This is a genomic window from Paenibacillus sp. SEL1, from assembly GCF_054602535.1.
Map to the genome: position 1 here is coordinate 2,976,359 of NZ_CM137723.1, position 26,976 is coordinate 3,003,334.

The following is a 26,976-nucleotide window of genomic DNA, read 5'->3' on the forward strand; positions in this document are numbered from 1 at the left end:
AAAGTAGAGTACTCAATTTTACATATATAAATTTTATTGCAAATATGGGATGAAACGACGATGGCTTATCAAGAAATCAATGGAGTACGAGTATGGGGAGCACCTGATCCAGGAGCATTATCTCAAGCACGTACATGTGCCGAAAACGGGAATGTGATTCAGGCGCTGCTGATGGCAGATCATCATAAAGGCTACAGTCAGCCGATTGGCGGTGTGATGGTGTATGACGGACAAATTTCACCTTCAGGTGTCGGGTATGATATCGGTTGCGGGAATAAGGCGGTAAGAACGAAGCTGTTTGCAGCGGATATTATGCCGCGTATTTCAGCCGTGATGGATGAGATTGCACGTCATATTTCGTTTGGCGTAGGCCGTGTGAATGCGATTCAGGTAGACCATGAGCTGTTCGATGACCCGGACTGGGCGGTATATGCAGCGATAGGGAAACAAGAACATGACAAACTGAAGTCCTTAGCGAGAGAACAGCTGGGTACAGTAGGGAGTGGCAATCATTTTGTTGATATATTCGTGGAGGAAGCGACAGGGCGGGTCTGGATTGCCAATCATTTCGGCAGTCGGGGCTTTGGCCACAAAACAGCAAGTGGGTTTCTAAACTTGGCCGCTGGACGAGAGTTTCTCGGAAAGGCGCCGGGAGAGCATATGGATCAGCCGCCTGTGCTGCTGGATATGAACAGTGAGCTGGGGGACATGTACTATCGTGCGATGCGTCTTGCCGGACGCTATGCGTATGCGGGACGTGACTATGTGATAGAACAAGTGCTTGGTATTATGGGAACCGAAGCGGACTTTACTGTGCATAATCACCATAATTACGCATGGAAAGAACAGCATGATGGGCGTGACACCATTGTTGTCCGTAAAGGCGCCACTCCCTCGGCACCTGGCCAGATGGGATTTATTGGAGGAAGCATGGGCGATATTTCGGTGATTGTGCGTGGAAGAGATACGGTAGAAAATCGGGATTCCTACTATAGTACAGTCCATGGCGCAGGTCGTATTATGAGTCGTACCCAGGCAGCCGGTAAAATGAATTGGAAAACCCGTACACGGAGTGGTGGACAAATCACGGACGTACAGATGAAGGAGGCCGTTCGGAACTATGGTGTCGAGCTGCGCGGAGCCGGTACAGATGAAAGCCCGTTCGTCTACCGTAAACTGCGCGAGGTACTGGACGCTCACTCCGAGACTGTAGAAGTTATGCATGAACTGAAGCCTATTGGGGTATGCATGGCTGGGGCCAATGAATTTGACCCTTATAAGGATTAATCAAAAGACTATGCCCAGCAGAAGTGTTCATTCGCCGAGCATAGTCTTTTGAGTACATGCATGAGTATATAATAGAAGGAATTCATTGCTTAGTGCACTTGTTAGCAGCTCTATGTCTACAGCTTATCAGCAAAAAGCTGTTCTTTAATATAAGCGACTGGCATCTCTTGGCCTGTCCACAGTTCGAAGGCCAATGCGCCCTGCCACAGCATCATGCCCAGACCATTAATGGCGGTTGCACCTACGGATTCTGCTTGCTCCATCAGCTTGGATTTAGCTGGGCTGTACACTACATCGGTTACGATCAGGTCGGAACGAAGCATGGACACATCTTCAATCACACTTTTGCCTTCCAGCGGTTTCATACCAACACCTGTACCGTTAGCGAGAATATGACTTGTGCGGATCTCTTCACGTAGCTGTTCTTGATTTTCCAATGGATAGATATTCGCCTTAACTTGGGTGTGTTTCATATCTTCATTAATAATACGGACATTCTCTTCTGCACGAGCAAAGAACTGATCGTTACGGGCAAAGATTGAAATTTCAGCCAGACCTGCTTGAGCCGCTTCAATAGCAATCGGTGTAGCTGCGCCGCCAGAGCCGACAAGTGTCATTTTCTTACCTTTTAGGTCAATACCGTGTTCACGCAAGTTACGAACATAACCAGATCCATCAGTACTGTAGCCTTTCAGTTTACCATCTGTGTTTACGACGGTGTTGACGGCACCTGTAAATTTAGCGCTGTCGTCCAGCTCGTCAAGGTACTGTAATATAGCTGTTTTGTTAGGCATGGACACGTTATAACCGCGTATGTTCAGAGCACGCATCCCCCGTACCACTTCTTCAAGTTGTTCATTTCCTACTTCAAAGGCCATATACGCGTTATTTAGGCCCAGCTTTTCAAACGCAAGATTATGCATAGCCGGGGACAAAGAGTGTCCGATTGGCGTAGCAAGCAGTCCGATTAATTGTGTTCTTCCGTCAATACGTCCAGCATTTTTCATAATATAAGCCTCCAAGTAATCTGTGTGGTTTAATGAAATACTTTTTTATATCGATAAGCAACAAACACGGCCAGCAAAATACTGACTACGGCAATGGCAATATCCAGAATGAATACCGAGGTAATTCCTAAACTTTTGGACATGCCCCCGGTAGCCAAAGGCATCAGGATGAACGAAAGACTGGCTGCTATGTTCACGAGAGAAGTCGTAGTTCCTTTGTTCTTGCGGAAAAATTCCGTCATAACCGTGAGGGCAATTTGGAATATGCCTGCGGTAGACAAGCCGATCAGGAATGAACTGATCAAAGTAGCGACAGGATTGTGCAATGTAATTAAAGCCAGCAAAGAAAGCAGGGCAATAAGCGGATATACAATCATGACAGTAATCGGTTTAATGAATCTACCAAGTACCACAGCTAACAAGATAACGGAAACCAATGAACCTATACTATAGTAGCTCAGCAGTTTAATGGCACTGGCTTTGTCCATGCCCAGGGCCTCTTGTCCAAAGGTAGGAAGCCATAGCTGCACGATCATGAACAATACAGTAGAAGTAAAACCGATAATAATCAGAGATAAACCTTCTTGCCAAAACTTAGGCTCGCTGCGGAAAGTATCTGTGGATTGGGCAGCCTCGGTTGAAGCCTTTTGTTCCTCTGCTTTGTGGTTGGGGAAAGCTGTCATCGACAAGAAGATACCGTTCAGCAGATAAATCCCTGCTGGAATAAAGAAGGAGTATCCATAGAACATGTCATGATTAATAAAGAATGCAATCATGAACGGAATCACAATGGCACCGATTGAGATGGATGCTTTGACCAGTACCGTTGCAGACCCGGCTTTTTTTCCAAAGCCTTCAATTAGTGCAGGATACGTTCCTGCATCCATCATAGAGTTGCAAAGCCCTGCGATAATAGCAAACACGAATGCCAACGTATAGTTAGGCGCAAGCGGAATGCCGATCAGGAAGATTAAATAAGCAAATGATGCAATAACAATGAGTGGTTTTCTTCCGTATTTGTCTGACATTTTTCCGGCTACCCCGAGAGCGAGCAGCTTACCGATCCCAATCGCGGACACCAGATAGCCGATGGCTGCTTTATCCGTGTTCAATTGAACGGTCAGGAAGCTCATATTCGACGATAGAATAACATTGATCATACCCAGAAGAAAATAGTTGATGTAAAGCCCTGCTGCCATTCTGATATAAGGATTTTTCATAAGTCTAACTCCCAACTTAAATTTTAGATCAATGGCCTAGGTAGGCATCGTCCAGCTGTATTACATTACGCCTACATATAAGTGAAATTATTCACATTCTTTCTATGTCATTATTATATAAGGAGTGTTATTATAAATCCAATGCATATTTTTATCGTTTTTCATAGTTTGGGTCTATAATTTAAAATATGAATTAAAGAAGGAGAGTACATAATTATGAACCTGAAGCACTTACAATATTTTCGTGTACTTGCGGAGATGGAGCATTTTACCCAGGCAGCTGTGCGGCTATGTATTACTCAACCCAGTTTAAGTCATGCGATTTCAGAATTAGAAAAAGATTTGGGAGTTCATCTGTTCGAGAAGCAGGGGAGAAATATTCGGTTAAACAAATACGGACGATTTTTCCTAAAGTATGTGGAGCACGCGATGGATGAATTAGAAAAGGGAGAGCATAATTTACGAGAGTTAGTGAGTCCAAGCCATGGAAATATAGATTTGGCGTTCATTTACACGTTAGGCTCACACTTCATTCCAGCGATCATTCAAGCCTTTTCAGCTCTGGATGCCCATAAAGATATCTCCTTTTCGTTTCACCAAGGGAATACGAACGATATTATCCAGGGGCTAAAGCAGGAACATTATGATGTGGCGTTCTGCTCTCACATGGAAAATGAACCGGATGTGGAGTTTATTCCGTTGGCTCAGCAGGAACTGGTTGTCATTGTTTCGCCTGAACATCCACTGGCGACTCTAGACCAAATTGATCTTAAGGATACGGCAGATTATCCGGTGATCTTCTTTAACAAAAAGAGTGGGGTCCGGCCCATTATTGAAAATTTGTTCGCCAAAGCGGGTGTTACGCCACAGATTATTTGCGAGATTGAAGAGGATACAGCAATGGCAGGACTGGTGTCTGTCAATTACGGAATTGGGGTTATGCCTCGCATTTCATCGTTAGATTATTTTAACGTCAAAACATTACCTATTATAAATCCAGAATACGAGCGTTTTATCTACCTAGCCAGCATCAAAAATAGATATTTATCCCCGGCAGTAGTGGACTTTCGGAACTTTGCACTAAGTTACGGCAAGGAGTTCTATCTGAAAACGCATCAGCGCGTCTAGGCTGAGGTCCCGCAATATTTAAACTTGATAAATCTTAAAATGTGTTCTATACTTCATCATCGACACAGGTAATGTGAAATGATTCACATTTTTAATACTACAAGACTTACTTACAAAAGCAGGTGGATTCATGATGAAACGTTCTTCTTTTCCAGTGGCGACAGGCCTTTATGTAAACTATCTTTTGTTCGGCATGTTTAATATTATGCTAGCGTCCCACATGTCTTTTTTAACAGAGCATTTGCATACAGATCAGGCGGGCATCAGTCTCTTGGTTTCTGCGATGGGATTTGGCAGGCTGTTTACGCTGTACATATCCGGCGTGCTCTCCGACCGTTATGGTCGTAAGCCGTTTATTGTGGCAGCAGGGCTACTGATGGCTGTATTCTTGGTCGGTATACCGCTGAGTCCCAGCTTTGAGATGGCGATCGTACTGGCAGTGCTGGCAGGTGTAGCGAATTCTTTTCTTGATTCAGGTACTTATCCAGCGCTGATCGAAGCTTTCCCCCAATCCTCTGGTTCGGCTACAGTGTTGGTGAGAGGTTTTATATCCGTCGGGGCGGCATTTTTGCCGTTAATGATTATCTTTTTTATGAATCACGACATTTTCTACGGGTTCTCTTTCTTTTTACCAGCCCTCATATTTGCTTTAAATGCAATTCACTTGTTCAAGATGAAGTTCCCAGACATGCGGGTTCAGTCACCCAAGGAGCCAGTTGGTGATACTTCTGTATCAAGCGTTGAGCAAACGGGAAAATTGGAGACAAATGACCGAAGTAAGCCGCGGTTTTGGCAGGAGGGGCTATGTCTTATCTTGCTCGGATTTACGGGACCTACCTTGCTTTATATTGTGCAATTATGGCTGCCTACTTTTGGACAACAGTTTATCGGTATGACCGAATCAGAGTCTCTCAGATTATTAGTTTATTACAATGTCGGTTCGCTGATTTCCGTGTTTGTATTGGTAATTGTGTTAAGAAAATGGGTTAAACCTGTTCACATTATTCTTATTTATCCATGTATTTCCTTGTTGGCTTTTGGAGCGCTTCTTCTTTTCAAGTCAGGGGCGGCGGCCATTATTTGTGCGAGTGTCATTGGGTTTTCAATATCGGGTGTACTCCAGCTGACGTTAACTGTAATGAGTGAATTTTTTAGTCAACGAAAAGGACAGATTACCGGGTTTGTTTATACAGCAACCTCGCTGTCATACACGGTCATTCCTGTGTTTACAGGCTTTCTTTTGAAACATTCTCAGATATCGAGTGTTTTTATGCTAGCTATTATTGTGAATGTGCTAGGGATCGTACTGGCGGTGTTTGTTAATTTTCGGTACAGTTTAGTTTTTCCAGCAAGTCGCAAATTGTCCCCTAAAATCGTACTGGATACCAAATAAATGACGACTGGACCTAATCATCTGCATGCTTATTCAGAATGCGTTATACTATGAATTATTGTAGATGTTCGACTTGAAACTGTAATTTGGGAGTGAGATAGAGATGGCTAAAATCGTAAAGGTGAAAGATGTTCTGATCGGTGAAGGAGCGCCAAAAATTTGTGTGCCCATGGTGGGAGAAACGTTGGAGCAGTTGAAGGAAGAAGCCACTTATTTGCGTACGCTCGACCTGGATATCGTGGAGTGGAGAGTCGATTTTTTCGAGCATGTGGAGGATTTGGAAAAGGTGAAAGCTGCCTTACATGAAATTCGGTCTATTTTAGCAAATGTTCCGCTCGTATTTACGTTCCGTAGCGCTCGGGAAGGCGGAGAAAAGGAAATCAGTGCGGCGAGTTATGTGGAATTGAACCGTACAGTAGCCGAAACGGGACAAGTTGAACTTATTGATGTAGAGCTTTTTAATGAGGAAGCTGATGTGAAGACGCTGGTAGAAGCAGCACATAAGCATAACGTATATGTGATTATATCTAATCATGATTTTCATAAGACGCCGTCGAAGGAGGAGATTGTGTCCCGGTTACGCAAGGCGCAGGAATTGGGAGGCGATCTGCCTAAGATAGCAGTGATGCCGACCAATACAGCCGATGTGCTCACTTTGCTGGATGCCACGCGTATTATGGCAGAAGAGCATGCAGATCGGCCGATTATTACGATGTCGATGGCGGGGAAAGGTGTCGTGAGCCGCTTGACCGGAGAACTGTTTGGTTCGGCTCTGACCTTTGGTGCTGCTAAGAAAGCTTCCGCTCCGGGGCAGATTCCTGTCACTGAACTGAGAGAGATATTGACGGTGCTGCATAGCCATTCTTAAAAGATGGATAGCATTACTCGCCAGTCAGTAATATATCCGTAGTGAACCAAAAAGGAGGGCACCATGCGGTAAGCACGCTGGAGCCCTCCTTTTTGGTGTAACTCTTAATTCAATCCCCGAGTAGGTTCATATAACTCCCAACCTAGATTCAGCGTTTGAATAATATAGTCTGCGACTTCTTCCGCATCCAACTGATCCGTATCGATCTTGGAGTGATTCACCGCGTAAATGTCCTGTCTGGAACGGAAAAGATCCTCAATTTCCCCTAAAGTCTTGTTTTGTAGATTGGGGCGGGTGTCAATCAGCATCTTAAGCCGATCTTTCCAGGAATCCCAATTCAAATCCAAGAAGAAAACAATCGATGAAGCCAAACAAGCTTGCTTCACCTCTTCCTGTAAAAATGCACCACCGCCAACGGAAATGATTTTAAGGCGTGTGTTGCTGCACAGCTTCAAAATATGCTCTTTTTCAATCTCACGGAAACGTTTCTCTCCATAAGTTTTGAAAATCTCGGTTGTTGGCATGTTGTACTCTTGTTCAATCTCCTGGTCAATATCCACGAAATCGCGATACAGCTTGCGAGCTAGATGGGAACCGATCGTCGTTTTGCCTACACCCATAAAGCCAATGAGCACAATATTTTGTTCTTTTAACGGAATCTCACTATTGTTTTGCACGATAACCACTCTTTTCTCACCAGTAATGTTGAGATGTAACGCTTCAAAGCACTAAATACATTATACGTTCATCAAACGTGTCATTCAATAGTATAGATCACATCAAAAATAAGGTATAGGACGGAAAAGAGCTTGTGAATACCATTATAGTGATCTAGAGTAAGTCAACGAGACTAGATATTCAAGTCTTCTGATGCGTAAATCGCTGAAAAACAACTTTGTACAAGTATAAAAAAGGCAAAATTGTGTACTTAATTGAAAAATAACACATATTTTGCCGAAAAATATATTGAAATTACTGGAAGTAGGATTATAATAGAATTATACAAATTGTAAATGTAATCGCTCTATTTACAATTTGTGTGTACCTGAATTTATAGAATGAAGTTACTTTGAACCAAAAACCAAGTATACATATGCAAATAGTATAATAATGCTTTATAGACATGTATCGGTCAATGGGTTCATTGTACGAAGGTGGTGATACGGTCTACGCGTTCTAGTCAACGAAGAATTGGAACAATAAAAAATATCTACGAGAGGGATGAATTGAAATGAAAACAAACACAGCTAAAGTATTGAAAAAGGGAATCAGTATCGCTTTATCAGGAATGTTGGTCGCGTTATTTGTCGGCAATTATTCTGCACATGCAGCACCAGAAGTCGTTCATAAGACCATACTTGTTAAAGCTGGAGAAGTATACGATGGTAAAGGCAAGACTGTAGTGGCTGATCCCGATACTTTGGGAGACGGAAGCCAGAAAGAGGCTCAAAAGCCTATTTTCAAGCTTGAAAATAATGCAACTTTGAAAAATGTGACCATCGCTGCCCCTGCTGCGGATGGTGTGCATGTATATGGCAACGGAACTATTTCCAACGTAACGTGGGAGGATGTGGGTGAAGATGCCTTGACGCTTAAAGAACCAGGCACGGTAAACATTACGGGCGGTGGAGCGTTCCATGCGTACGATAAAGTATTCCAAATTAATGCCGAAGGCACGATTAACATTAAAAACTTTAGAGCCGATGATATCGGAAAGCTGGTTCGCCAACTTGGGGGCTCTACATTCAGAGTGAATATGACTTTGGATAACTCGGATATTTCCAATGTAAAGGACTCGATCCTGAGATCGGATGGTCCTAACAGCAAAGCTAAAATTACGAACACTCGTTATCACAATGTGAAACAATTGTTCAAAGGCTTTAAGTCTGGTAATACGAGCGAGTCCGGCAATACTCAATATTAATCGGTATAGAATAGAGTAAGGATAGGAGTATGGATGTGATAAGGGGCTGCCAACAGGTCGCGTGATCTGCTTGGGCAAGCCCCTTTTTGGGTGCAGCGAGTTACCCCAAGATGATCTGGGCTTCGTTCGGAACGAGGACTGTGATATGATCGTGCTATTACATTTTATACAAAAAAGTTGGGTGGCTATGAATCCTTTTCATCAATATGTGAATGTTGACGGCACCTTAAATGATACGCTGGTGCGGAATCGTGAGGTTTTATATACAGGTACGAATGGCCGGCATGTGGAACGTTTTTACGTGTCATCCTCTGAAAGTTATATATTTAAACCGCTAACCAACGATGGTCAGGAGGGGCGTGAGAGATGGGTATATGAGCATGTGCTTCCTGCGTTATCACCGATCTATCCTCGATTGCTAGCCTGGTCTGATGCAGGTGCGGATGGCGGAGGAGAATGGATGGTTTTTGAGGACCTTGGTTCGTTACATCATCTACACGCAGACGAAACTTTATTGCGAGCTGTTGGACTTGTTGCATGGTGGCATGCTTTGCCGACGGATCGTTTTGCTGGGATGCCGTTACGGGGACCAAAGCCACTTATTCAGGAGATGGTTTCCGAGCTATACACGCGCAAGCCGGATGTGTTAAAGCTTTGCAGCTCACTGGGTTTATCTAAGCAACAGATGCGGCGTATATATGTACAGCTGGAGCATGTATCTTTTTCACAGCAGCTTGTACTGTCTCATGGTGATCTTCATCCGGGGAACTATGCGCTGAGCGGGGAACGGCTTATGGTACTGGATTGGGAGCATGCTCATCTGAACACACCGCTGTGGGATGTATATCATCTGATCGATATGTCCCATCCGTTGTTTCCCCGACGCATGACGTCCGAATTGCGTATTCGTATGCTGGACACATACGTGGAGCAGCTGGAGCTGTTAGGGAAAAGAGTGGATCGAACGGCATTTATGCTGGAATATGGCATGTTTGCGGTGGTATTTTCGCTCTGGATGCTGTTGTTAATCACAAGTGATTTGCAAAGGATTGGAACGAACCTGCATAGAAACGCCGACAAATGGTCAAAAGAGCAATTAGAGTCCCAGTTGGATGAAACGTTAGCCTGTTTGAACCAATGTGCAGCAATGATGGATTGGGGACAAGCCCAACAATGTAGATAGTAGCTTAAGACATAGACTGTGTTTAGTTAGCCAAAGAAGGTAGGGAATATATCCATGAAAAAAGTCGGTTTAGTCATGAGAAAAATACAATTTGCTGAAGCACAGGGTCCACGTATTTTTGCAGAGCGTCTGAAGCAGATCGGGTTGGAATTGGGAGTGGACATCGTATTTGTATCACCGGAGCGCCATGTGAGCAGCCATGACTGGCTTCCGGGCTATGAGCACGAAAAGGGCGACCTGGTCAACTATGACGTCGTACTGGACCAACTCCATGAGCAGCAGATTGAGCACGTTATTTATACGGTATCTGGCTTTACCTATTTGAATATGTTTTTTAAAAACAGCGTGCTTTTTCCGCATAGTTTTCCTGATCCGGCGCTTACAGGCTATGAGATGATGAAGCCTTTTTATCAGATCGTGGACAAGGCTATTGTACAGACTGCCTTTCTCAAGCAGGAGATGGCTTCGAAGTTTGGCGTAACCGATGTGACAGTCATCCCGATCGGATTCAATGAGCGTCTGGTGGAAAAGCATTTTGATCCCTCGCAAGTGGTAGAGAACCGGGTGATGTGGATTGGTAGAGATGAGGAGAACCGACGTCCGGATTTGGTGCTGGAGTATGCGAGGCATAATCCTGACAAGGATGTCTATATGGTGTTTGGCGGTGAACGCTACAAGGAAAGTATGAAGAAGTACGATATCCCGGACAATGTTAAACTTCAATTTGCGTTGACGCAAGATGAGGTGTTTGCACTGATGAACACGGCGAAGGTGTATTGGAGCTGCTCCAAATTCGATACATTCGCAATGCCGCTGACCGAAGCGCTCGCTATGGGGAAAATCGTCGTGAAGCCAGAGCATCCTTGCTATGGACATATCAGCTCTACGCATTCTTTTTCAGGGAATGAGAAAAACTGGTTCGAGCTGGTCAATATGGCTGCCGCCTCACCGCGTCGGGTTTCTACAGAAAATCAGGCATACGCCATGGAACAGTTTTCAAGTCAGGTGATGAAGCAGGGCTATCGGGACTTTTTTGATCATTGGTTAAGCTGAACGGCGAGGCAAAATACTATGGTTGCAACAAGCGTCTGAATGTCCAGAGTGAAATAAAAATAACCCGCAAGGGGGTCACTTTTTTTAAAAAATGTCCATCTTGCGGGTTACGGTTCATTGTGTTTTTTCAAAATGGCTTTGTAGTGTTTGCAACCAGGTTGCGCCTTTTATTGGCAAATTCTTTGACTTATCGTTTGGACTTTACTGGAACTGGGGTTCCTTTTTTAAATCGAGTCGGTCTTCTCGGAATTCTGTTAATGCCGGAGTCCTCCGATTTGGAAGGTAACGCTCTACGAGTTGTCTTTGTTGACAGTAAGCTTTGGTTGGTTCTGCTAAACTCAACAGTGTAATTGTCTACAGATGAATCAATGGCAAGTCGGCGCATCCCCACTCGTCTGGATGATCCTCTGCTATCGTTCCAACACCAATGAAAATCATGGCTAGTATTTCTCGGAAGCCGTGTGCGGTACGTGCCACGCCATGTATTTCTGGAGTGATCTTCAGCATAATAATAGAATGTGGTTCCCCCTACAGACCCGCTCCATATTTCTCTCGTATCACCAGGCTCTAGCCGATACCAGCCCATTTTAGAATAATTCATGGGATGACAGTCGGAATCAGGATAAGCATAGGCAGCATAGATCGTGTTACTCGTGTTGTTTGTAAAAAAAAGGCTCATCATACACACTTCTTTCCTCATAAATTGGTATTGCAATGCATACTATGAGGAATTTAGAAGAAGAGAGTGGACAATATCTCTCAATCTATGAAAAATGAACCAATCGTTTACGTCCAACTTGCTGTTTTTAGAGATATGCCGCCATTCATTGTTCTCCGGTTGATAGCTGTACACTTTCCAACAAACAGAACGATTCTATGACTGTATCTCCGCTGTTGCTTTAGTAGGAGCCGTCTTACGATCTACAATGTAGCTAACTATCATGAGTAGCAGGCCGCCGACAGTGATTAGCGATGCAACCCATGGAATAGCGGCTAGCCCCATTTGATTAATAACGACTCCACCGATAAAAGCGCCGCCTGCGTTACCCAGATTCAATGCGGAATGGCTGGAGGTAGAGGCAAGCAGAGGAGCCTCATAGGCCAGATTCATGATGCGAACCTGAATACCCGGCATGATGCCGAACGCAGCAATGCCCCAGATAAAGACGGTAATGACGGCCAATACCTTGCTTTGAAGCGTAAATGTCAGAATGGCCAAAATAATAGCCAGTACAGCATAGTTTGCGATCAGAGATGGAAGTAGTCTCCAATCCGCAAGCTTGCCGCCAACGATATTGCCGATCGTTACCCCTAGGCCAAACAGGACGAGAATCCAGGTAATGCTATGTTCGGCAAAGCCACTAATGTCCGTAAGCAAAGGCGTAATGTACGTAAAGACAGTGAACAGACTACCACAACCGACTGCACCTGTGAGCAGCATCAGCAGCACTTTTGGATTAAACAGGCTTTTGACTTCTTGTTGGAGACTGGAAGGCTTGTCCTGGTGAATTACCGGAATGTAACGAATGATACCAAAGAGAGAAATCAAGCCGATGACCACAATAGCTCCAAAGGAAGCACGCCAGCCGAGTTGTTGTCCGATAAAGGTTCCAAAGGGCACACCAATAATGTTCGCCACGGTCAAACCGGTCAGCACCATAGAAATGGCACCCGCGCGCTTGTCAGGACGAACCAGTCGGGCAGCGATCAGGGAACCGGCTCCCAAAAAGGTTCCGTGCGATAATGCAGTAGCCATACGGGCCGCAATCAGAAATTCGTAATTGGGAGCAATGACGGAAAAAAGATTGCCTAAAATGAATATGGTCATGAGTAGGCATAGCAGCCTTTTTTGCGGAACCTTATGGGTTAATACAGTAAGCACAGGCGCACCAATGGCTACACCAAGCGCGTAACTGGTGATTAACTGCCCGGCTTGCGGAATCGTAACATGAAGATCATGGGCTACATTGGGCAGTAGTCCCATAATGACGAATTCGGTCATGCCGATGGCGAAGGCACCAAGGGTTAACCACAGCAAGGAGGGGGGGAAGCGATTTGCTGTCATATTTTGTTGATTACTCATAAGTGTCTTGTATCCTCCTGGAAAAATAGTAATGCGAGTATATCATTACAGGCGATATCTGGCGACCCATTTTGCAAGAATTTTACATACTAAGTTGATGAGTTTTATGTAATTTACAAAAGCGACAGGTAGGAAGGAGCCAAGTATGTTATTTTGGTAGTATGATATTAAGATCGTAAATAACGCTGTAAGGAACGATCTAAGGAGGATACAACGATGGCACCTAAAGTGGTACATAGTATTACAGATTTAATAGGAGATACACCTTGTGTAAGACTCCAACGGCTCACAGGGCCGCAGGATGCGGAAGTGTATGTGAAGCTGGAGTATTTTAATCCAAGCGGCAGTGTTAAAGATCGGGCGGCGGGCAACCTGATTGCCGAGGCTGAAAAGTCAGGACATCTAAAGCCGGGAGGCACCATTATTGAGCCGACGAGTGGCAACACGGGAATTGGTCTTGCGATGAATGCGGCAGCCCGAGGTTACCGTGCAATTTTGGTGATGCCCTCGAATATGACGAAGGAACGGATCAATATTCTGAAAGCCTACGGGGCTGAGGTCGTACTGACACCAGCGGAAGAACGGATGCCAGGAGCGATTCGCAAGGCACTCGAACTGGGGGCTGAAATTGAAGGGAGCTTTATCCCGCATCAATTTGAAAATGAGGCCAATCCCGATATCCACCGCACGACGACGGCACTGGAAATTTTGGAACAGACGGAAGGGAAGCTGGATGTGTTCGTCGCTTCTTCGGGAACGGGCGGTACCATTACGGGAACAGGTGAAGTGCTACGTCAGCATTTGCCGGATCTGCGGATTGTTGTAGTTGAGCCGAAGGGTTCGCCAGTGCTATCTGGAGGAAAACCCGGTCCACATAAGCTGGTTGGCACCAGTCCAGGCTTTGTTCCCACCGTGCTGAATACGGAAGTGTATGACGAAATCGTGCAGGTTTCTGATGAGGATGCGATTGCAATGACACGGGCGATTGCTGCCCAGGAAGGGATTCTGGTTGGTCCCTCTAGCGGAGCTACGATATGGACGGCGATTCAGGAAGCGCGGCGTTTGGGAGCAGGCAAACGGGTGCTTTGCATTGCCCCGGATACCGGAGAACGTTATCTGAGCATGGGGATATTCGGATAAAAAGATGTGGATGGGGACCAAAGTGATACACGACCGTAAGTAAGTGGTAAAATAGGTGTGTGATAGCGGTTCCACGAACTATTCATATGTGGATGAAGCAGGGAATATTTTGAGGGTTGAAGGAGGAGTAGCATGAAGATTATGCCTTTACAGAAACGTGGAATCTCCGATAGTTGGCTGGCGCTCGGTTGTATGCCTTTTGGTGGAGAATGGAGCCATGCACCGTTTACGCAGGAGCATGTCGTTGAAGCGGAAAGAGCTGTAGAAGCTGCACAATCCATTGGGATTACGATGTTCGATCATGCGGATATCTATCGTATGGGGAAAGCGGAAGAGATTTTCGGCCGGATTTTAAAGGGACAGCCGGGCTTGCGTGAACAAATCGTAATTCAGTCCAAATGCGGCATTTTTCTGCCAGATGGTACGCTCCCGGGCCGCTTTGATTTCTCATATGCTCATATTATGGAGTCCGTGGATGGTATCCTGAAGCGTCTGGGTACCGAATATTTGGACATCCTGCTGCTGCATCGCCCTGATCCGCTGGTAGAACCGGAAGAAGTAGCGAAGGCGTTCAGCGAGCTTAAGACATCTGGCAAAGTACGGCATTTTGGCGTTTCCAATATGAATGTAAGCCAAATTCGGTTTCTGGAGCGGAGCTTAACGGAGCCGCTGATCGCTAATCAACTGGAGATGAGTCTGGCGCATCTGCATTTTATAGATCAGACAGTACATGTGAACCAGCAGGCAGGGACAAATGTACATTTTGGCGAAGGTTTGCTGGAATATTGCCAAACCGAGGATATTCAGCTCCAAGCCTGGGGACCGCTGGCGCAGGGACGTTTTAGCGGAGGTCCTTTGGAAGGGCAGCCTGAGCATGTCGTTAAGACGGCAGAACTGGTGCAGAAGCTAGCTTCTGAAAAGGAAACGACACGTGAAGCGATCGTCCTTGGCTGGCTTATGAAACATCCGGCACGGATTCAGCCAGTTCTTGGCAGCGCCAATCCTGAACGAATCAAGGCATGTCAGGATGCGGAACGCCAGAGCGAGCTGATGACCCGTGAGGAATGGTATGAATTGTATGTCAGTGCGCGCGGACAAGCCTTGCCATAAACTCGTACTTCGGACCCGTTTGTTATAGCAGGCGTATGTGGATGTACGTGTATGACCTTGTTTATACGAACTGTAGTTTAAATAGGCCCTCCCTTTGTCTCATTAACAGACAGAGGGAGGGCCTATTTATATGGATGCACCTCATATTGCCTCAGTAGCTATTCCTCTTCGTAGCGTGCAAGGGCCTTGGCCGTTGTTTCCTTCATTCGTGAGATCAGCCGGGAGCCTTGGACGACCTTGACACGTCTGCCAAGGAAACGGATTTTGGATAGCACATATTCACATTCGTCTGCCTGGAAGGTGAGCGTAATACGATAGGTATCTGCTTCCTGAACATATTCGACCTCTTTTTCAAAGCAGGAAAAAGCATATAAAATACGGGACATTTCACCGTTGTATATGGGAATAATTTCGATGATGCTTTGCTCCTTGCGCGACTCCAGTATACCGAGTATACGTTGGATGAATTTTTCGGCCTCTTTGGGTAGAAGCTCATCTTCCGTGATGTTCACGATATTAGACAGCTTGGTAGACATGAGCGCGCGGTGTCTGCGGTTATACCACAGCAGGCTCCATTCTTTTTTGACCATGGAGAACTCCAGCTTATATGGAAAACCGGACATTCGCTCATGCATGCGTCCGTTGCGCAGTTTGTAGGTCATACAGATGCCTGAACGGGACCGCAGAATGGGACGCAATTCACGCAGGAGTGGATGATATACCGAGACAGCAGGGATACCTGCTTTTTCCCGCAAACTTCCATCGGCCTCCAGCGGCTCGTCGTCTGTGAGCATCTGCCGAAGCTTATCAAGCGTAGACGGGGTGAAAGCCTCTATTGCTGCCGAGTCTGTCAGCATAGATTGGAGCCAGACTCTTTCCTGTGATGTGGTAGCAAAAGCGCCCGATTCATCCAGCCGAGAGACGATCTGATAGTTAAATATTTTCTCGAACAGGCTCATAATAGGCTTGCAGCTCCTTCCATTCCTGTCTGAATTCCTTACGCAGCCGCTGGGGCTCCAATACCTCACAGCTTGATCCAAAGCTGCGAATCCACGGCTTAATCTCGGTGATTCCATTCACTGTGATTTCATAGATAAAGGATTCACTTTCTTCCTCCGCAATCATACCCCACTGTCCCTGTGACAGCACACGTTCCCGAATAAAGTTACGCTTCGCGCCCTCAGGATTAAAAAAACGTACCCGTACCTTCACAGGACGACCGGTATCAACAAGCCAGCTGTACCGCATTTTTTCTTCCAACAACGCTAGCAGATCGGCATGAAACTGCTCTGGTACAGGCTTGCCCTCCACCAATTGAGTCATGCCCTCCATACGAAACTTCATGATTCCTTTACCACCTACATGACCAAGAACATACCAACGTCCATATTGATGATCATAGATGACTTGCAGGGGCAGAATGGTATGTTCACGGCCCTCCGTCTCTTTTTCAAACAGCGGGTTTGTGTTCTGTGACCCGTACATGCTTCGTTTGGATGTCGAAAAATATAAAAAAGTTACACAGCGACGTTGCCGAATGGCATGCAGAAGCGGATGAATATGGGCTTCGTCCAGAATGCGTGAATAATAGTGGTATTTATATAAAAAAGGTTCAATCATATCCCGATCTCCGGCTTGACGGCGCATAGCTTTTTTTAGATGATCTCGCAACAGATATCCCTGAACAGAGGGAAGCTGGGTGTTGGCCATAATGTCTACAAAATCATATAAGTCCAGTAATTCCTCGTCCGTCAGTCCTGTCACCAGATCGTTGCGGACAGCATAGCGGTAAGGTCTGCCGCCGGGCTCCTTGCGAACCACGCCCACTTCGACCAGATATTTCAGATCGGAACGAATCGTTTTTTCATCTGGCAGCGAACTGTCGGAAGGCAGCCCGTTGCAGCAAGCATCCAGCAATTCCATAGTGGTCAGAGGCTGTGACTGTAGCGCTGTCAGCAGAAGAGATAAGCGGACGGTTTCTGATTCCTTGAGCGATTTAGCCCGAAACAAGAATAAAAGTAATGGATCAGCGGATTCGTAATAATTAAAGCGCAGCATCTCATTAAAATCATGTCCTTGGTCCTCAGGCAACTGTTGTTGTACGGATTGGACGATTTCCTTGAGACGCCGGATTGTTTTATCAAAGGTATGCACTGAAATGCCCAGTCTGTCTGCAAATTGCTGCCGATTATAAGCGCCGCTGGTCAGTGTGAGCATACGCAGGAATTGAATTTCTTTATCAAAACTCTCTCTCGCCATGATGCATTCCCCGTTTCTGTTGCCGTTCTCCGAAAGCAAGTATCCCTTTATTCTAACAGGGAAGGGATGCAGGAAAAAGGGAATTTATTCATCTTTGTAATACTTTCACCATGTTCACGACTTCCAAAATAAAGCATCATAGGGATATAAGATAGCACGATGAAATAAGAAGCAATACATAACAGAAGGGTGATGCAACATGTTTGGACGGGAGAGGAAACGGCTATGCGTCTTCGCCGCTTATTAATAGATGAAACGGATGAGTCGATTAGAGAACAGATTCGGGAAATACTTTAATGATAAGGGAGGGAACAACATGACAGATGTGAAGCATGGGCAGGGTTTCATTCAACCAGAAATGCGCGAAACGATTTTGCGTGAGCTGCGCGCGTTGGAGCAGGAGGAGCAAATACGTATTATATACGCCTGTGAATCAGGCAGTCGGGCATGGGGGTTTCCTTCACAGGACAGTGACTATGATGTACGATTTATCTATGTAAGACCCATAGAATGGTATTTGTCTATTTTTGATAAGCGGGATGTAATTGAGCGGCCAATCAGCAATTTGCTGGATATGAACGGCTGGGATTTGAAAAAGGCACTCCATTTGTTTCGCAAATCCAATCCGCCTTTGCTGGAATGGCTGCAATCTCCGATTCCCTATCTGGAGCAGTATTCAGTGGCTGACCAGATTCGTGCGATATCGCCGTTAACCTTCTCTCCGAAGTCCTGTATGTACCATTATCTGAATATGGCGCGAGGAAACTATCGGGATTATTTGCAAGGAGAGCAGGTGAAGATTAAAAAGTATTTTTACGTGCTGCGCCCCCTGCTGGCCTGTGGCTGGATTGAACGTTACAACAGCATGCCTCCGATTGAATTTGGAGACTTGCTAGAGGAATTAATTCCGTCAGATACAGAACTTTATCAGGTGATCGGGCATTTGCTGCAACGTAAAAAAGCGGGTGAGGAACTGGATATTGAGCCACAGCTTTCGGTGGTGAATGATTTTATCCAGCAGCAAATTGCTTATTTTGAACAAAAGGCGCCCTTGCTTCAGCAAGTGGAGAGTGGACGGGATCAGCAGTTGGATGATTTGTTCCGCGCTGCGGTGAATGAAGTATGGAAAGCATAAGCTGGGAAGGAGAAGTGGAGTATGCACATCACGCTAAAAGCAACCGGAACCCATGCAGGGGTGATTTCGCATTTGCTTGCTAAGAATCCTTACAATACGTATGATCGCACAGAAAAAGGCGCACGTGTACGCATGGTGTACACCGTTTTTACCGAGGAAGAGGCTGAGATCGTCATTCAGGCCTCGCCAGATTCGATTGATTTGGTCAAAAACAGTCCAGACAGCTATGACATTACACAATATATTAATGACCGGGAGTTTGTAACCAGCAGCTTATTTTGCACTTATATTCGTGGCTCGCTTGGCACGGCCCTGAACGGCAAACCCAAGGAAGACTATGTAGGATGGGTGACGCACCCTTTTGCGCTGGAGTTATCGTTTGGGCCCGTTGCTTCGGATTTGCCGGATTCTGTGGTGGAGGGACTATTTGCTCCGCTGGGCTATCAAGTGGCCATAGAACGAGGGGAAGCGGACTATTCTTTTCAGCTAAAAAATCGAAGCACCGTCAGATATGTCACGTTAAATGGTCATCAGACGGTGCAGTATGCGCTTCGTCAGTTATTGCTGTTGATTCCGGTGCTGGATAATTATAAGCACTACTATATTAGTGAAGAAGAGTTTGACAAGCTGAGACGTTACGGTGAGGGCTGGCTGCCAGAGCATCCATTACGCGAGCTGATCATTCGACGCACGCTTCGTTTTACCAATCTGATTGAGCAATTTGAGCAATCTGATTCTGCTTCTGCTGAAACAAAAAGCACTAAAAAACATATTGAAAAGGATACTGTCCAAGCTCAAAAGGATAAGCATGAACAGGTTCAACAGCAAGAACAGCCACAGGAGGAAGGGAAGCAACAGCCTACTGTACGGCTGAATGAACTGCGATATCAAGCCATTATGGATGTGATTCGCAAGCTGCCTCGAAGACAGAAAATCGTAGATTTTGGTTCAGGGGAAGGGAAGCTATCGGCTCGGATGGCCCGAATGACGGGCATTGAAGAGATTTGGGCTGTCGAGCCGTCTGCGTATGCACAAGTGAGAGCCATGGAGCGTTTTGCCAAGCTGGAAAGGCATGCTGACGCGATCAGCCCTACACCCATGATGGGCTCTCTCTTTTATTATGATGAACAATTGCGGGGCAAAGATGTGATGATTCTATGTGAGGTCATTGAGCATGTGGATGAGCATCGTCTGAACCGGGTGATGAAGACGATTGTGACGGAGTATCAGCCGGGCGTGCTGATCGTGACGACTCCCAATCGTGAATATAATGAAGTGTATCGTATGAATCAGCAAGAGCTGCGGCATGGCGATCACCGTTTTGAATGGAGTAGAAGCGAGTTTCAGGAACGATGTGAGCAGTGGATTGCGGAAGCTCCTTATTCGGTAGCGCTGAAGGGGATCGGAGAAGAGGTCGAAGGCTTTGGACAACCGACCCAAATGGCTATATTTACGCGCAGAAAGGAGCAGAAGGAAGCATGAGCAATTCATCCAAACGTACGATTCATTTACCGCATGCTGGACTGATTGTGTTGGTTGGGGCCTCCAACAGTGGCAAAACCACATTATTGGACAGGCTGGTGAGCGAAGGGATTCTATTGGAGACAGAAGTGGTATCCTCGGATCATTTTCGCAAGCTGGTCGGAGATACGGAATTTATAGACTGGAGTGGACTTCCAAGGCTGGAATCGGACGTACTGTTCTATGAGTATCAGCAAATGTCAGCTAAGGCGTTTGAGGCGATGGATACGATTCTGGCTATGCGCTGTCGCTTGAATAAACTGACGGTTGTGGATGCCACCCATTTGTATGCTGAGGACCGTCAAAAATATGTACAGCTGGCAGCCAAGGCGCATGTTCCTGTTATGGCCTGGGTACTGGATGTACCCGAAGCTGTGCTGCTGGAACGTGATTTAGGCAGGGAGCATCCGCGTGGCCGCCAACGGGTCAAGCAGCAGGCACAGCTGTTAAAGCGGAACCTGCGTGGTATCCGTGAGGAAGGCTTTAACGCTTGCTATATCCTTAAGGATGTAGAAGATATGAACTTTGTTCGCCGTGCGCAGCCACTATTTCATGAGATTGGCTCAGGTATTGACATCATTGGTGATATCCATGGGTGCTACCGTGAGATGCTGGAAGTGATAGAGCGGCTAGGTTATACGGAAGATACGGAAGGACTATACCACCATCCAGATGGCAGAAGACTAGTATCTGTCGGGGATGTGATGAGCCGTGGTCCAGAATCGTTACAAGCGGTGCAATTCTGGAAAAAGCACGTGGATGCTGGACTAGCGTATATGATTGACAGCAATCATGGCTGGAAAATCTGCCGTTACCTCGATGGAAGAAAGGTGACTCTCAGTCATGGGGATGAACGATTTGCAGAGGAACTGGCCAAGTATGAACAAAAAGCGGGCAAGGTAGCGGCGGAACAGCTTAGAAGTGAGTTGAGAGATTTTCTGCTACATGCACCTTCTCATCTTATTTTTGGCAGAAATGGATTGCGACACGTGGTCGTGGCTCATGCCGGGATTAAGGATCATTTTATTGGCAAACAGTCGGCACGTATTTCTGATTATTGCCGCTATGGAGATACGGAAGGGCAGGATGCGAACGGAAGACCGATCCGTAAGGATTGGTTCGTAGACCATGAATCGGGAGAAATAGTAGTATGGGGACATGATCCGAGACCGCAGCCTACCCTTGTGAACCAGACGGTGAATATTGATCAGGGTGTGGTATTTGGCGGTATGCTGACCGCTTATCGTTATCCGGAAAAGGAATTTGTCAGCGTTCCGGCACATGAGAACTATGCGAATGATCCCGATAGCCCACTTGTCCGGTGGCAGAGAAAACGGTTTTCCCCGCCGAATTTATGCAAGCTCATCGCTGGTTACAGTGTGCTGACGGAATCGTATGGCGAAGTGCGCGTACAAGGAGAATGGATCAAATCCGCTATAGATACCGTGTCACATGTGACTGTATCCATGGAGGAGCTGGTGTATATTCCACCGACGATGAGTCCTGCTCCAGCGGTGTCTGCAGAGGCAGGATATCTGGAGCATCCCCGTGAGGCGCTAGCTTATTATCGTGGACAAGGAGTACAAACGATGGTGGCCGAGAAAAAACATATGGGTAGCCGGGCTATTTTGCTATTATTCAAAAACGAACAGGCCGCTGTTCAACATGTAGGCTACCCGACATTGGGCACGATCTACAGTCGGAGCGGGAGAGCTTTCTTTGAACAAAGCCTTGGGAAGCAAGTGCTGGAGAAGCTGAATGTGGATCTACAGACTGCTGGATATTTTGATCGGAACCAGACGGATTTTGTGTTGCTGGATGCGGAAATTGTACCGTGGAATCTCAAGGCTCGGGAACTGATTGCTGCACAGTATGCGCATGTGGGGGAAGCAGCTCTGCTGGATCGCAGTAAGCTGGTAGACAAGCTGAAGCAGGCGAAGGTTGCAGGTCGAGAGGTTGGAGACTGGTTGGAGGAAATGGAACAGAAGTACGCGAATGCTGTAACCTTTCAAGAGGCTTTTCAAAAATATTGCTGGGATGTGGACGGTCTGGATGAAATTCGTATCGCACCGTTCCATACGCTGGCACACAGCGGAAAGACTTTTTTCGACCATTCTCATATTTGGCATATGGAGAAAAACCGGGAGCTGGCTGGGCTGTCTTCCCTGTTTATGGAGACAGAGTATCGCGTGATTACGGACGAAGCAAGCGAGGAAGAGGTCATTCGCTGGTGGAACGAGATGACAGAGGATGGTCATGAGGGGATTGTGATCAAACCGGAACGCTTTTTGATGAAAAATCGGGACAAGATGATTCAGCCTGCAATCAAGGTGAGAGGCCGCAAGTATTTGCACATCATTTACGGTATGGATTATCTTGCCCCTAAGAATTTAAAGCGTCTGAAGCAGCGTCGAACGAACAAAAAGGAGCGTCATGCCCTGATGGAAGGAGCGCTTGGTATGGAAGGCGTGGAACGTTTTGTCCGCAAGGATACGGTAGATCGTATTCATGAATGCGTCCTTGCCGCGCTATCTCTGGAATCGGAGCCGATTGATCCGAGATTGTAGTTTGCGAAGGAGGGATTGAGATGGAAAGGGGTACACCGTTAATTGATATTGGTGTGAACTTGATGCACCGTTCGTTTCATGCAGATCGGGAACAGGTGGTAGAGAGAGCCGCGGCTGTAGGGATTTCACGCTGATTATTACCGGGACCAGTGTCCGCAGCAGTCGGGAGGCTTCTCAGTATGCAGCACGTTATCCGGGCCAGCTGTATGCGACAGCTGGCGTGCATCCCCATGATGCCAAAGACTGCAACGCAGACACGATTCAGCAGCTCCGCCAGCTGGCGGGTCAGCCGCAGGTTGTATCCATAGGGGAATGCGGATTGGACTATAACCGTGATTTTTCGCCACGTGATGTGCAGCGTCGATGGTTTGGGGAGCAAATCCAACTGGCGGGTGAGCTGAATATGCCGTTATTTCTGCATGAACGAGATGCACATGAGGACTTTGTCGCTATGCTTCGGGAGTATCAAGGGCTTGTCGATAAAGCGGTAGTGCATTGTTTTACTGGCACTGAACAGGAATTGCATACGTATGTAGAAATGGGACTGTATATCGGGATCACCGGCTGGATTTGCGACGAACGGCGTGGCAAACATCTGCGTGAACTGGTCAGAGATATTCCCTTGGACCGTCTGATGATTGAAACGGATGCTCCATTTTTGACCCCGCGTAATTTGCCCGTGAAGCCCAAAGAAGGGCGTAATGAGCCCGTGTATCTCGCTCATATTGCTGCTACGGTTGCCGAATGTACAGGTCGAAGCATGATGGAGATCGAAATCGCCACGACGGAGACAGCCAAACGTTTCTTCGGATTATAGGATTGTCAAAGCCATAGATGTGGTATATATTATAGTGAATTAAAAGAGCATTGTCGGGAGCTTGAGAAAGTCAGGCTGAGAGGGTGGCCCTTGCCACTGACCGTGAAATCTGATCTGGGTAATGCCAGCGTAGAGAAACCAAGAACACTATACAGGAATGCCGCTTGTTTTGCGGTTGTCGATAGATTCAATGTATGTCCTAGCATTTTACCTTGACCCTGACTTTGGCTTGGTATCAGTGTAGTAGCTTAGACTACTGGTTATATAAGGCATATCGACGAATGATGTTTTGTATGGTGCTTCACCTTTTACTGCGCATAAAGCTTGCCTGGAGATTCAGCTCCAGACAAGCTTTTTTTTACGGCCAAGAGGCCAATTATAAGGAAAAAGGGGAGCACGCAATAATGAATACTGCTGTAAGAGCGTCCAAAGGGTTGAAGCTGACTGATATTTTGGTCACGATTGTGATATCTGTTGTGTTCGGGTTGGTCTACAAAATATGGGGACCTGCCTATGATTTGATGAAACCATTTGGTCTACACGCCGAGCAGTTGATGTATGGCATGTGGTTTATGGCAGGCACGTTTGCTTATCTCATCATTCGCAAGCCGGGTGTTGCGATTTTGGCAGAGGTGGCAGCGGCAACGGTCAGCGCTTTTTTGGGAAGCGAATGGGGCATGTCCACCTTATACTATGGCCTGCTGCAAGGCTTGGGAGCGGAGCTGTTTTTTGCGGCTTTTCTGTATCGGAACGCAAACCTATGGGTTGCTTCGCTAGCTGCGGCTGGGGCGGCTGTCACTTCTCTGATTTTAGACTTCAGTTACGGGTATATTGATCAGCTATCGACCTGGAACTATGTTTTGTATATTGGCTTTCGGATGATTGGCAGTATTGTGATTGCCGGGGTATTCGCGTTCTATCTGGCTAAGGCATTGGAGGTAACCGGAGTTACACGAAGTTTGAGACCTGCAACGGAACAAGATTATAAGGGGCTGGATTGATGAGCCGGGCAACCGAAGATGTGGTGGCTTCGATCACCCGTCTACGGTTGAAATTTCCCGGTGAGCAAGAGCTGCTTTTTCACAATATGTCTTTGTCTGTCCACAAGGGGGAAAAGCTGCTGCTACTGGGACCGAGTGGATGCGGTAAATCAACGCTGCTCCAAGTGTTAAGCGGTCTGATTCCACGCACGATAGAAGTGCCCATGAAATGCGATGCTGCTGTAATCCCAAGTGTCTCAGGTATTGTATTTCAAGATCCTGATACGCAGTTCTGTATGTCATATGCAGACGAGGAACTGGCTTTTGTGTTGGAAAATAATCAGGTTCCCCGGGAACAGATGCAATCCCGTATTCGCGAGCTGCTGATACAGGTGGGTCTATCGACGGATGATATACACATGCCCATTGGCAACATGTCACAGGGAATGAAGCAGCGTTTGGCGATTGCGTCTGTGCTGGCTATGGAGCCAGAAGTGCTTTTTCTGGATGAGCCGACGGCTTTGTTGGACGAGGAAGGCACTACACAGGTGTGGGATACCATTCGCAATATTTCGGTAGACCAGACACTGGTGATCGTAGAGCATAAAATTAATGAAATCGTCCATGATGTGGATCGGATTGTGGTGCTTTCTGCTCAAGGGGAGATCATTGCGGATGGAAGGGCAGAAGAAGTATTTCATGTGCATCGGCAGGCATTGTCTGAGTACGGGGTGTGGTACCCGGGAGTATGGAATGAATCGTCTTCGCCGCGTTGGAGTGAATCAGTGACACAGCAGAATGGTGCGGGGACTGATTTGCTGGAGCTGGAACATTTTAGCGGCCTCCGAAGTTTAAGTCCAGTGATTTATGTGGAGCATGCGCAGGTGAAGCCTGGAGACTGGATTGGTGTGGTCGGTGAAAACGGGGCTGGCAAAAGCTCGCTGCTGCTCTCCATGATGCGTTTACTTCGCACACAGGGACGTTATAGCGTGTGTGGGATTGAGGCAGGCAGTACGGAACAACTGGCAGAGCGTATCGGTTTCGCATTTCAAAATCCCGAGCTGCAATTCGTAGCGCATACCGTACGAAAGGAACTAGAGTATTCGTTACCCAAGAGCTTGTTTAGTGCTGAACAGTGCCGGGAGCGGGTGGATCGGATGCTCGTACAGTTCGGATTGGAGCGGCTGGACGAGCGTCATCCGTATCAGCTTTCGTTAGGCCAAAAAAGGCGGTTGAGTATTGCTACGGCCATGATCCGTGAGCCGGAAGTGTTGCTACTGGATGAACCGACTTTTGGTCAGGATGCGCAAAATACCTTTGTCATGCTGGATATGTTGGAGCAGCTGAGAGCGGCAGGCACGGCCATTGTGATGGTCACGCATGACCCGGAAATTGTCCGTCGATATTGTACCGATATATGGCGGATTCAGAAAGGGGAACTACAGTATGAACCTGTCCTTTCCCCATCATAAAACATGGCTGCATCGCGTGAATCCGGGCTTAAAGCTCGTTATGTTTTCCATACTGTTTGTGGTCGTTATAGTCATCCATGATCCGAATGTCATGTTTAATGTTGCGTGTACTATGCTGCTGCTGCTTGCCTGGTCAGGCCATCCATGGAAGCGGCTGCTGCTGTACGGATCTCCCTTTATATTGGTGTTTATTTCAACTTCAACGGGCATGATGATGTTCGGCAAAGGGGTGACGACCTGGTGGTCATGGGGCTTGATCCATGTGACGCAGGAAAGCTTTTACCGAGGCATGCATCTGGGCTTTCGTGCGCTGAGTATGGCTGCGGTAGGGTTGCTGTTTGGTTTAACGACTCGTCCGGTGGACCTTTTTTATTCACTGATGCAGCAATGGAGGCTCCCTCCGAAGTATGCGTACAGCTTCTTGGCAGCCATGCGGTTGATGCCCATGATGGTGGAGGAATTCCAGGCATTGAGACAAGCTCATCGCATTCGAGGCTTGCATCAGCATGTGTCCAAATGGAATATGTATGCCACACTCCGCAGATATGCGATTCCGCTGCTCGCTCAAAGTATCCGGCGTGCGCAGCGCATTGCTATTGCTATGGAAGCCAAGGGTTTTGCTAATGAAACCAAGCGCACGTATTATTATGCGATTGGCTATTCGGCTGTAGATATTTTATTTATTCTCTATTTTGTGTTGATGCTTACGCTGGCTTGGGGATTCGGTATCCGCCTTCCTTATGTAGGGGTATGGGATGTACGTTAATTGTTGTCAAAATGCTTTGCCCGTTTTCTGCTCTGTGGTATATTAATGCAATGGGAATTGACG

General features: G+C 46.6%; 22 protein-coding genes and 2 pseudogenes. 16 read left to right on the plus strand and 8 right to left on the minus strand.

Annotated features, from left to right (window positions below; genetic code table 11):
• Positions 1-60: 60 nt before the first annotated feature.
• Entirely contained in the window at positions 61-1,287 is a 1,227-nt protein-coding gene (locus ACYCSE_RS13670) for an RtcB family protein (protein WP_459698406.1), read from the plus strand.
• A 116-nt stretch (positions 1,288-1,403) separates the two neighbouring features.
• Here the strand turns inward: ACYCSE_RS13670 and ACYCSE_RS13675 are convergent, their stop codons facing one another.
• Entirely contained in the window at positions 1,404-2,294 is an 891-nt protein-coding gene (locus ACYCSE_RS13675) for a shikimate dehydrogenase (protein ID WP_023987138.1), read from the minus strand.
• A 29-nt stretch (positions 2,295-2,323) separates the two neighbouring features.
• Entirely contained in the window at positions 2,324-3,514 is a 1,191-nt protein-coding gene (locus ACYCSE_RS13680; protein WP_459698407.1) for an MFS transporter, read from the minus strand.
• A gap of 216 nt (positions 3,515-3,730) precedes the next feature.
• Between ACYCSE_RS13680 and ACYCSE_RS13685 the strand changes: the two genes are divergently transcribed.
• The 3 genes from ACYCSE_RS13685 to aroD all read left to right on the plus strand — a co-directional run bounded on the left by ACYCSE_RS13685 (position 3,731) and on the right by aroD (position 6,903).
• Complete coding sequence (locus ACYCSE_RS13685; protein WP_459698408.1) at positions 3,731-4,642, plus strand: LysR family transcriptional regulator; 912 nt, start codon at positions 3,731-3,733, stop codon at positions 4,640-4,642.
• A gap of 130 nt (positions 4,643-4,772) precedes the next feature.
• Positions 4,773-6,035, plus strand: coding sequence for an MFS transporter (locus ACYCSE_RS13690; RefSeq protein ID WP_459698409.1), 1,263 nt, complete (start codon positions 4,773-4,775; stop codon positions 6,033-6,035).
• Positions 6,036-6,138: 103 nt separating this feature from the next.
• On the plus strand, positions 6,139-6,903 hold the full coding sequence (gene aroD, locus ACYCSE_RS13695; protein ID WP_459698410.1) for a type I 3-dehydroquinate dehydratase: 765 nt from the start codon (positions 6,139-6,141) through the stop codon (positions 6,901-6,903).
• A 104-nt stretch (positions 6,904-7,007) separates the two neighbouring features.
• On the opposite strand, the gene ACYCSE_RS13700 is transcribed toward aroD, so the two are convergent.
• Positions 7,008-7,580: a shikimate kinase gene (locus ACYCSE_RS13700; RefSeq protein WP_029517614.1), complete on the minus strand. Its 573-nt coding sequence runs from the start codon at positions 7,578-7,580 to the stop codon at positions 7,008-7,010.
• A gap of 554 nt (positions 7,581-8,134) precedes the next feature.
• On the opposite strand from ACYCSE_RS13700, the gene ACYCSE_RS13705 reads away from it, so the two are divergent.
• The 3 genes from ACYCSE_RS13705 (at position 8,135) to ACYCSE_RS13715 (ending at position 11,063) form a co-directional block, all read left to right on the plus strand.
• A complete protein-coding gene (locus ACYCSE_RS13705) occupies positions 8,135-8,827 on the plus strand; it encodes a pectate lyase (protein WP_061830632.1) in 693 nt (230 codons plus the stop codon).
• Between the two features lie 145 nt (positions 8,828-8,972).
• Positions 8,973-10,010: an aminoglycoside phosphotransferase family protein gene (locus ACYCSE_RS13710; protein WP_172828343.1), complete on the plus strand. Its 1,038-nt coding sequence runs from the start codon at positions 8,973-8,975 to the stop codon at positions 10,008-10,010.
• A 54-nt stretch (positions 10,011-10,064) separates the two neighbouring features.
• On the plus strand, positions 10,065-11,063 hold the full coding sequence (locus ACYCSE_RS13715) for a glycosyltransferase (protein ID WP_025721310.1): 999 nt from the start codon (positions 10,065-10,067) through the stop codon (positions 11,061-11,063).
• A 354-nt stretch (positions 11,064-11,417) separates the two neighbouring features.
• Here the strand turns inward: ACYCSE_RS13715 and ACYCSE_RS13720 are convergent, their stop codons facing one another.
• From ACYCSE_RS13720 to ACYCSE_RS13730, 3 genes and pseudogenes are all read right to left on the minus strand, one after another.
• Positions 11,418-11,570 (minus strand): hypothetical protein, encoded by a 153-nt coding sequence (locus ACYCSE_RS13720; RefSeq protein WP_250267512.1) that lies wholly within the window; start codon positions 11,568-11,570, stop codon positions 11,418-11,420.
• A 19-nt stretch (positions 11,571-11,589) separates the two neighbouring features.
• Positions 11,590-11,763, minus strand: a pseudogene (locus tag ACYCSE_RS13725) (hypothetical protein); the annotation flags it as partial.
• 174 nt (positions 11,764-11,937) lie between these two features.
• On the minus strand, positions 11,938-13,146 hold the full coding sequence (locus ACYCSE_RS13730; protein ID WP_459698411.1) for an MFS transporter: 1,209 nt from the start codon (positions 13,144-13,146) through the stop codon (positions 11,938-11,940).
• A gap of 216 nt (positions 13,147-13,362) precedes the next feature.
• On the opposite strand from ACYCSE_RS13730, the gene cysK reads away from it, so the two are divergent.
• Together cysK and ACYCSE_RS13740 are read left to right on the plus strand one after the other, a co-directional pair.
• Complete coding sequence (gene cysK / locus ACYCSE_RS13735; protein ID WP_459698412.1) at positions 13,363-14,286, plus strand: cysteine synthase A; 924 nt, start codon at positions 13,363-13,365, stop codon at positions 14,284-14,286.
• Between the two features lie 132 nt (positions 14,287-14,418).
• Entirely contained in the window at positions 14,419-15,396 is a 978-nt protein-coding gene (locus ACYCSE_RS13740; RefSeq protein ID WP_459698413.1) for an aldo/keto reductase, read from the plus strand.
• A gap of 158 nt (positions 15,397-15,554) precedes the next feature.
• On the opposite strand, the gene ACYCSE_RS13745 is transcribed toward ACYCSE_RS13740, so the two are convergent.
• Together ACYCSE_RS13745 and ACYCSE_RS13750 are read right to left on the minus strand one after the other, a co-directional pair.
• A complete protein-coding gene (locus ACYCSE_RS13745; protein ID WP_459698414.1) occupies positions 15,555-16,355 on the minus strand; it encodes a WYL domain-containing protein in 801 nt (266 codons plus the stop codon).
• The gene (locus ACYCSE_RS13750; RefSeq protein WP_459698415.1) at positions 16,330-17,655 is read right to left on the minus strand and encodes a helix-turn-helix transcriptional regulator; all 1,326 of its coding nucleotides are present in this window, start codon (positions 17,653-17,655) and stop codon (positions 16,330-16,332) included. The genes ACYCSE_RS13745 and ACYCSE_RS13750 overlap by 26 nt, the downstream gene beginning before the upstream one ends.
• A gap of 316 nt (positions 17,656-17,971) precedes the next feature.
• On the opposite strand from ACYCSE_RS13750, the gene ACYCSE_RS13755 reads away from it, so the two are divergent.
• The 7 genes and pseudogenes from ACYCSE_RS13755 (at position 17,972) to ACYCSE_RS13785 (ending at position 26,913) form a co-directional block, all read left to right on the plus strand.
• Positions 17,972-18,790, plus strand: coding sequence for a nucleotidyltransferase domain-containing protein (locus ACYCSE_RS13755; RefSeq protein WP_459698416.1), 819 nt, complete (start codon positions 17,972-17,974; stop codon positions 18,788-18,790).
• A gap of 21 nt (positions 18,791-18,811) precedes the next feature.
• Complete coding sequence (locus ACYCSE_RS13760; protein ID WP_459698417.1) at positions 18,812-20,272, plus strand: 3' terminal RNA ribose 2'-O-methyltransferase Hen1; 1,461 nt, start codon at positions 18,812-18,814, stop codon at positions 20,270-20,272.
• Positions 20,269-22,878, plus strand: coding sequence for a polynucleotide kinase-phosphatase (locus tag ACYCSE_RS13765; RefSeq protein ID WP_459698418.1), 2,610 nt, complete (start codon positions 20,269-20,271; stop codon positions 22,876-22,878). The genes ACYCSE_RS13760 and ACYCSE_RS13765 overlap by 4 nt, the downstream gene beginning before the upstream one ends.
• Positions 22,879-22,898: 20 nt before the next feature.
• Positions 22,899-23,695 (plus strand): annotated as a pseudogene (locus ACYCSE_RS13770) (TatD family hydrolase).
• Between the two features lie 404 nt (positions 23,696-24,099).
• A complete protein-coding gene (locus ACYCSE_RS13775; protein WP_061830613.1) occupies positions 24,100-24,696 on the plus strand; it encodes an ECF transporter S component in 597 nt (198 codons plus the stop codon).
• The gene (locus ACYCSE_RS13780) at positions 24,696-26,147 is read left to right on the plus strand and encodes an ABC transporter ATP-binding protein (protein ID WP_459698419.1); all 1,452 of its coding nucleotides are present in this window, start codon (positions 24,696-24,698) and stop codon (positions 26,145-26,147) included. Before ACYCSE_RS13775 ends, ACYCSE_RS13780 begins: the two co-directional genes overlap by 1 nt.
• Complete coding sequence (locus tag ACYCSE_RS13785) at positions 26,122-26,913, plus strand: energy-coupling factor transporter transmembrane component T family protein (protein ID WP_459698420.1); 792 nt, start codon at positions 26,122-26,124, stop codon at positions 26,911-26,913. Before ACYCSE_RS13780 ends, ACYCSE_RS13785 begins: the two co-directional genes overlap by 26 nt.
• Positions 26,914-26,976: the final 63 nt, after the last annotated feature.

What these genes read in the sequence shown, in the direction of transcription:
- ACYCSE_RS13670 (WP_459698406.1), top strand. Translation starts at nt 61, where the DNA reads ATGGCTTATCAAGAAATCAATGGAGTACGAGTATGGGGAGCACCTGAT.
- ACYCSE_RS13675 (WP_023987138.1), bottom strand. Translation starts at nt 2,294, where the DNA reads ATGAAAAATGCTGGACGTATTGACGGAAGAACACAATTAATCGGACTG.
- ACYCSE_RS13680 (WP_459698407.1), bottom strand. Translation starts at nt 3,514, where the DNA reads ATGAAAAATCCTTATATCAGAATGGCAGCAGGGCTTTACATCAACTAT.
- ACYCSE_RS13685 (WP_459698408.1), top strand. Translation starts at nt 3,731, where the DNA reads ATGAACCTGAAGCACTTACAATATTTTCGTGTACTTGCGGAGATGGAG.
- ACYCSE_RS13690 (WP_459698409.1), top strand. Translation starts at nt 4,773, where the DNA reads ATGATGAAACGTTCTTCTTTTCCAGTGGCGACAGGCCTTTATGTAAAC.
- aroD (WP_459698410.1), top strand. Translation starts at nt 6,139, where the DNA reads ATGGCTAAAATCGTAAAGGTGAAAGATGTTCTGATCGGTGAAGGAGCG.
- ACYCSE_RS13705 (WP_061830632.1), top strand. Translation starts at nt 8,135, where the DNA reads ATGAAAACAAACACAGCTAAAGTATTGAAAAAGGGAATCAGTATCGCT.
- ACYCSE_RS13710 (WP_172828343.1), top strand. Translation starts at nt 8,973, where the DNA reads ATGATCGTGCTATTACATTTTATACAAAAAAGTTGGGTGGCTATGAAT.
- ACYCSE_RS13715 (WP_025721310.1), top strand. Translation starts at nt 10,065, where the DNA reads ATGAAAAAAGTCGGTTTAGTCATGAGAAAAATACAATTTGCTGAAGCA.
- ACYCSE_RS13720 (WP_250267512.1), bottom strand. Translation starts at nt 11,570, where the DNA reads ATGCTGAAGATCACTCCAGAAATACATGGCGTGGCACGTACCGCACAC.
- ACYCSE_RS13730 (WP_459698411.1), bottom strand. Translation starts at nt 13,146, where the DNA reads ATGAGTAATCAACAAAATATGACAGCAAATCGCTTCCCCCCCTCCTTG.
- cysK (WP_459698412.1), top strand. Translation starts at nt 13,363, where the DNA reads ATGGCACCTAAAGTGGTACATAGTATTACAGATTTAATAGGAGATACA.
- ACYCSE_RS13740 (WP_459698413.1), top strand. Translation starts at nt 14,419, where the DNA reads ATGAAGATTATGCCTTTACAGAAACGTGGAATCTCCGATAGTTGGCTG.
- ACYCSE_RS13745 (WP_459698414.1), bottom strand. Translation starts at nt 16,355, where the DNA reads ATGAGCCTGTTCGAGAAAATATTTAACTATCAGATCGTCTCTCGGCTG.
- ACYCSE_RS13750 (WP_459698415.1), bottom strand. Translation starts at nt 17,655, where the DNA reads ATGGCGAGAGAGAGTTTTGATAAAGAAATTCAATTCCTGCGTATGCTC.
- ACYCSE_RS13755 (WP_459698416.1), top strand. Translation starts at nt 17,972, where the DNA reads ATGACAGATGTGAAGCATGGGCAGGGTTTCATTCAACCAGAAATGCGC.
- ACYCSE_RS13760 (WP_459698417.1), top strand. Translation starts at nt 18,812, where the DNA reads ATGCACATCACGCTAAAAGCAACCGGAACCCATGCAGGGGTGATTTCG.
- ACYCSE_RS13765 (WP_459698418.1), top strand. Translation starts at nt 20,269, where the DNA reads ATGAGCAATTCATCCAAACGTACGATTCATTTACCGCATGCTGGACTG.
- ACYCSE_RS13775 (WP_061830613.1), top strand. Translation starts at nt 24,100, where the DNA reads ATGAATACTGCTGTAAGAGCGTCCAAAGGGTTGAAGCTGACTGATATT.
- ACYCSE_RS13780 (WP_459698419.1), top strand. Translation starts at nt 24,696, where the DNA reads ATGAGCCGGGCAACCGAAGATGTGGTGGCTTCGATCACCCGTCTACGG.
- ACYCSE_RS13785 (WP_459698420.1), top strand. Translation starts at nt 26,122, where the DNA reads ATGAACCTGTCCTTTCCCCATCATAAAACATGGCTGCATCGCGTGAAT.